The following is a 5,420-nucleotide window of genomic DNA, read 5'->3' as shown; positions in this document are numbered from 1 at the left end:
CGTTGGACTGTTTCATGTTGTCAGACAAATCTGGATTGCTCTGGGTTATCACGCTTTCTCTCACCAGCTTGCTACTCTTCTTTACCGTTCCCAATCTTCAGCTCTCCTTCGATCGGCCCTTGATCGCCGGGGGCGAAGGGTGGCGGATCATAACAGGCAATCTGGCTCATACCAATCTGTGGCACCTGCTGCTCAATCTGGGCGGCCTCGCCATCCTCTATAGCCTGTTTCGCGACTATCTGGGTAGGGCTCGCCTGCCGCTGCTGATGTTGCTGCTCTGGCTGGCAGTGGGCTTGGGGATCTGGTGGTGGTGCCCGCAGACCCAGTGGTACATGGGGCTATCCGGCTCGCTGCATGGTCTGTTTGTCTGGGGGGCAATGCAGGATATCCGTCACGGACGCCGCACGTCGGGCTGGCTACTGTTGGCAGGGATGGGGCTCAAGCTGGCGATGGACTTCTACAACGCAGGAGAGAGCCCGATATCCACCCTGATCAATGCCAGGGTACACATCGGCTCTCATCTTATCGGGGCCGGTGCAGGCCTGTTGCTCGGCCTGCACCGTGTATCACTGAGTGAGCCTGTTACGCACCAACCAGCTCGGCATTGATGCTGGCCAGCATGGCGGCCGGATCGGCAGCCTGCGTAATGGGGCGACCGATAACCAGATAATCGGACCCCGCCTCGACCGCCGCTTTCGGTGTCATCACCCGGCGCTGATCCCCGGCCGCTGAACCGGTCGGGCGAATACCCGGGGTCACCAGCTTGAACTCATCACCCAGCAAGGCTTTAAGCTCATGGGCCTCGTTGGCAGAGCAGACAACCCCATCCAAGCCGGATGCCTTGGTCAAGGTAGCCAGCCGGATCACCTGCTCGGCAGGGCTCACATCCAGACCAAGAGGGATCATGTCGGACTGCTCCATGCTGGTCAGCACGGTCACGCCGATAAGCAGGGGGGCCTTGTCGCCATAAGGCAGTAGCGCCTCTTTGGCGGCACGCATCATCCGCTCACCACCACTGGCATGCACGTTGACCATCCAGACACCGAGCTCGGCACTGGCTGCCACGGCTTTGGCAACAGTATTGGGAATATCGTGAAACTTCAGATCCAGAAAGACATCGAATCCCTTGGCCACCAGCTGACGTACAAACTGCGGGCCAAACAGGGTAAACATCTCCTTGCCTACCTTGAGACGGCACTGGGCCGGAGAGATACGTTCAACGAACGCTAAGGCATCTGCCTCGTGCTGATAATCCAGCGCTACCAGTACTTTGGGATCTTGCATCTCACATCCTATTGCTTGTTATTCACCGTCCAGACCACGGATCGGCTTGATGGAACCCCACTGGCGACAAGACGGGCACTGCCAGAACAGCGAGTGAGTGGCAAAGCCGCACTGCCGACACTTGTGGGTTGACTTGATTTTTATCTGCTCGCCGACCAGCTGTTGCAGCAGTTCGAGGCTCTCCTTGGCAGGCCCCTCCTCCGCACTGGCCAGCTGAAAACCCACCAACTGGTAAAAACCTTTCATCGAGGGATGACGACGCAGCTGACGCAGCACCAGTGAACGGGCCTGGCTCAGGCCATCACGCTCTTCAACCAGCTTGGCAAGGGCCAGGGTCACGCTGACGCCGGCGTGATCTTCCACCGCCTTTTCAAGCAGCGGGATCAACGCAGGCGTGCGGCCCAACTGCTGATAGCACTCGAGCAATTTGGGCATTGCCTCGGAGGCAAAGTCGATATCCTGCTCGAACACCCGCAGCAGCTCCTTGCTGGCCTGCTCATACTCCCCCTCTGCCATGGCGAGCTCAGCGAGGCGCAAACTGGCCCGGGCACATGCCGGATTAATACTGAGCGCCCGTTTGAGCTTGGCCAGCCCCTCCCCTTTATTGCCCTCACGCAGCGCGGTTTCGGCCTGTTCGCAATAGAAATGGGAGATGGGGTCGGCCAGCTTCTTGCCCTGGAATTTTTGCAGACGCACCGCCACATCGATGGCCTTGTCCCAATCCCGCAACTGCTGATGGATGATCAACAGCTGTGCCAGCGCCGTCTCTTCATAGTCGCTGTCGTCACACAGCTCATTCCAGAGCGCTTCTGCCCGGTCCAGCAGACCAGCAGCCAAAAAGTCGCGCGCCAGCTCCTGCAGAGCAAGCTGGCGCTGCTCCTGGGTCAGCTGGCGGGTTACCAGGTTCTGGTGGATCTTGATGGCACGATCGACCTCCCCACGCTGGCGAAACAGGTTGCCGAGGGAGAGGTGTGTTTCGATGGTTTCACTGTCCACCTCAAGCAGCTGGATAAAGAGATCCACCGCCTTGTCGGATTCATCGGACAGCAAATAGTTGAGGCCCGCCACATACTGGCGGGAAAACTGGTTACTCTGTTTCTGGGTGTCCTGGCGAACACTCCTGCGGCCCATGTACCAGCCATAACCAGCGGCGATGGGTAACAGCAGGAAAAGCAGTTCAAGCATTGAGGAACATTATTCCTTACCCGGTGACCGGGCCAGCTCCAACTCGCGGGATTGACGACGCATGGTGCGGTTGAGGGTGCGGTTTTGCATTTTCAGGCGCAGGAACAGCAGGCCGAATACAAGCCAGCCCAGCAAAAAACCGCCAGCGAAGAAGAAGCCCAACAGCATGGCAAGCGAAAACTCACCCTGAGCGATCAGGTAATTGAACTGAACCAGCTGGCCATTTTGTGAGCCCAGCGCCAGGGTCAGAACAAACACCAGCACCAGCGGAATGAGGGCCAAAATACGCTTCATAAGAGCTCCCTGTCAGTATCTAATGAGAGGCTGATTATCCTTAAAATCGCAGGCAGACTCTAGCGTGAATGGGAAAAGAGTTTAAGAAACAAGACGATTGGCACAGGAATCGGCGCTAAAAACAAAAAAGGCATACCCGAGGTATGCCCATTTCTGCATTATTCAATGATGTTGACGCGCTCGCGCAACTCTTTGCCAGGTTTGAAGTGTGGGACATATTTCCCGGTCAGTTCAACCTTGTCCCCAGTCTTGGGGTTGCGGCCCACACGGGGCGCACGATAGTGCAGTGAAAAACTGCCAAATCCGCGGATTTCAATCCGGTCGCCGTTTTGCAAGGTCGACGCCATCTGCTCAAGGATCTCCTTGATGGCGGCTTCGACATCCTTGGCCGGCATATGCATGCGGCTGGCTGCCAGTTGTTCGATGAGATCTGATTTGGTCATAACGTTAAATCTCCTTCCCCGATCACATGCAATATTCATTTTGCCAGGATAAAAAAGGGCGGCGCAATGCCGCCCTTTTCTTGCATCAAGGATTACTCACCCTTGGCGGCTTTGAACGCTTCCATCATAGCATTGCTGAACACAACTTCTTCTTGCTGGTTCAGGTTATCGATAGCAACACGCTCATCAGCCTCGTCCTTAGCACGGACAGACAGGCTTACGGTGCGGTTCTTACGATCAACGCCCATGAATTTAGCTTCAACTTCGTCACCAACAGACAGCACCAGAGTGGCGTCTTCTACACGGTCACGAGCAGCGTCGGAGGCACGCAGGTAGCCTTCTACGCCATCAGCCAGTTCGATAACGGCACCTTTGGCATCAACCTCGGTAACCTTACCCTTCACGATAGCACCTTTCTTGTTGTCAGCCAGGTACTTGTTGAACGGGTCTTCTTCGATCTGCTTGACACCCAGGGAGATGCGCTCACGCTCCGGATCCACTTGCAGAACAACGGCTTCGATCTCGTCGCCTTTCTTGAATTCACGCACGGCTTCTTCGCCCTGGTTGTTCCAGGAGATGTCAGACAGGTGAACCAGGCCGTCGATGCCGCCATCCAGACCGATGAAGATACCGAAGTCAGTGATGGACTTGATCTTGCCGGAAACACGGTCGCCTTTGGCGTGAGTTTCGGCAAACAGCTGCCACGGGTTGGATTTGCACTGCTTCAGACCCAGGGAGATACGACGACGCTCTTCGTCGATGTCCAGAACCATCACGTCAACCACGTCGCCAACGTTAACAACTTTGGACGGGTGGATGTTCTTGTTGGTCCAATCCATCTCGGATACGTGTACCAAGCCTTCAACGCCTTCTTCGATTTCAACGAAGCAGCCGTAGTCGGTCAGGTTGGTCACGCGGCCAGACAGACGGGTGGTCTCCGGGTAACGCTTGGCGATAGCAACCCAGGGATCTTCGCCCAGCTGCTTCAGACCCAGGGATACACGGGTACGCTCGCGGTCGAACTTCAGAACCTTGACAGCGATCTCGTCGCCAACGTTGACGATTTCGGAAGGATGCTTAACGCGCTTCCACGCCATATCGGTGATGTGCAGCAGGCCGTCAACACCGCCCAGATCTACGAATGCACCGTAGTCGGTCAGGTTCTTGACGATACCCTTAACTTCTTGACCTTCTTGCAGGTTAGCCAGCAGGCTTTCGCGCTCGGAGGTGTTCTCGGTCTCGATCACGGCACGACGGGAAACAACAACGTTGTTGCGCTTCTGGTCCAGCTTGATGACTTTGAACTCGAGTTCTTTGTTTTCCAGGTGAGCGGTGTCACGGATCGGACGCACGTCAACCAGAGAACCCGGCAGGAAGGCACGGATGCCGTTCAGTTCAACGGTGAAACCACCCTTGACCTTGCCGTTGATGATACCGATAACGGTAGCTTGCTCTTCGTAAGCCTTCTCAAGCTGCAGCCAGGCTTCGTGGCGCTTGGCTTTTTCGCGGGACAGCTTGGTTTCGCCGAAACCATCTTCGATAGAGTCCAGAGCCACGTCAACGGTGTCGCCGACGTTGATTTCCAGTTCGCCCATGGCGTTCTTGAATTCTTCAGCCGGGATAGCGGACTCGGATTTCAGACCGGCGTCAACCAGTACGAAACCGTTCTCGATAGCAACGACAGTACCCTTGACGATGGAACCTTGACGGGTTTCAACGGCGTTCAGGGACTCTTCAAAGAGTTGAGCAAAAGATTCGATCATTGTTTATGTCACAAATGAAACATCCACTTGCAATCCGGCACAAGCGGGGCTGTTTTAAATAATCTGCGCCATCCTTGGTGCAGACGACCGGATGTCAGCTTGCGCTGGCATCACCAAGTTGTTGCTCTGCATAGGCGAGTACTGTTGCCAGCACTTCATCTATGGTCATGGCGGTAGAGTCTACCACCAGAGCATCTTCTGCCGGTTTCAGGGGTGCAGTAGCGCGATTTCTGTCGCGATCGTCACGTTCCCGAATCTCGGTTAAAAGACGCTCAAAGTTAACATCAAAGCCCTTATCTTGCAACTGCTTATAGCGACGCTGGGCCCGTTCTTCGGCACTGGCGTCGAGGAAAATCTTTACCTCAGCCTCGGGGAAAACAACTGTGCCCATGTCACGACCATCGGCAATCAGACCCGGGGCCTGACGAAATGCCCGCTGACGGCGCAGCAA

7 protein-coding genes are annotated in these 5,420 nt (G+C 55.8%); 1 reads left to right on the top strand and 6 read right to left on the bottom strand.

The genetic code is table 11. The annotated features are described in order from the left end of the window. Positions 1–14 precede the first annotated feature (14 nt). On the top strand, positions 15–608 hold the full coding sequence (gene rrtA / locus AACS18_RS09810; protein ID WP_181363435.1) for a rhombosortase: 594 nt from the start codon (positions 15–17) through the stop codon (positions 606–608). Here the strand turns inward: rrtA and pyrF are convergent. The 6 genes from pyrF to cmk form a co-directional block, all read right to left on the bottom strand. Beyond that, the gene (pyrF, locus tag AACS18_RS09805; protein ID WP_108614207.1) at positions 583–1,284 is read right to left on the bottom strand and encodes an orotidine-5'-phosphate decarboxylase; all 702 of its coding nucleotides are present in this window, start codon (positions 1,282–1,284) and stop codon (positions 583–585) included. The genes rrtA and pyrF overlap by 26 nt on opposite strands. Positions 1,285–1,302: 18 nt before the next feature. Next, positions 1,303–2,469, bottom strand: a complete 1,167-nt coding sequence (gene lapB / locus AACS18_RS09800; RefSeq protein WP_108614206.1) for a lipopolysaccharide assembly protein LapB — start codon at positions 2,467–2,469, stop codon at positions 1,303–1,305. A 9-nt stretch (positions 2,470–2,478) separates the two neighbouring features. Beyond that, positions 2,479–2,763 carry a LapA family protein gene (locus AACS18_RS09795; RefSeq protein WP_005337143.1) on the bottom strand — a complete coding sequence of 95 codons (285 nt, stop codon included), beginning with the start codon at positions 2,761–2,763 and terminating at the stop codon, positions 2,479–2,481. A 158-nt stretch (positions 2,764–2,921) separates the two neighbouring features. Beyond that, a complete protein-coding gene (gene ihfB, locus AACS18_RS09790) occupies positions 2,922–3,206 on the bottom strand; it encodes an integration host factor subunit beta (protein ID WP_005299934.1) in 285 nt (94 codons plus the stop codon). Positions 3,207–3,298: 92 nt separating this feature from the next. Continuing rightward, on the bottom strand, positions 3,299–4,969 hold the full coding sequence (rpsA, locus tag AACS18_RS09785) for a 30S ribosomal protein S1 (protein WP_005337148.1): 1,671 nt from the start codon (positions 4,967–4,969) through the stop codon (positions 3,299–3,301). 94 nt (positions 4,970–5,063) lie between these two features. Beyond that, positions 5,064–5,420 (bottom strand): (d)CMP kinase (gene cmk, locus AACS18_RS09780; protein ID WP_108614205.1); only part of this gene is annotated, 357 nt, incomplete at its 5' end.

This window comes from Aeromonas sp. HMWF015 (assembly GCF_963878965.1).
GTDB lineage: Bacteria > Pseudomonadota > Gammaproteobacteria > Enterobacterales > Aeromonadaceae > Aeromonas > Aeromonas veronii.
This window is presented reverse-complemented; position numbering and strand designations above follow the sequence as displayed.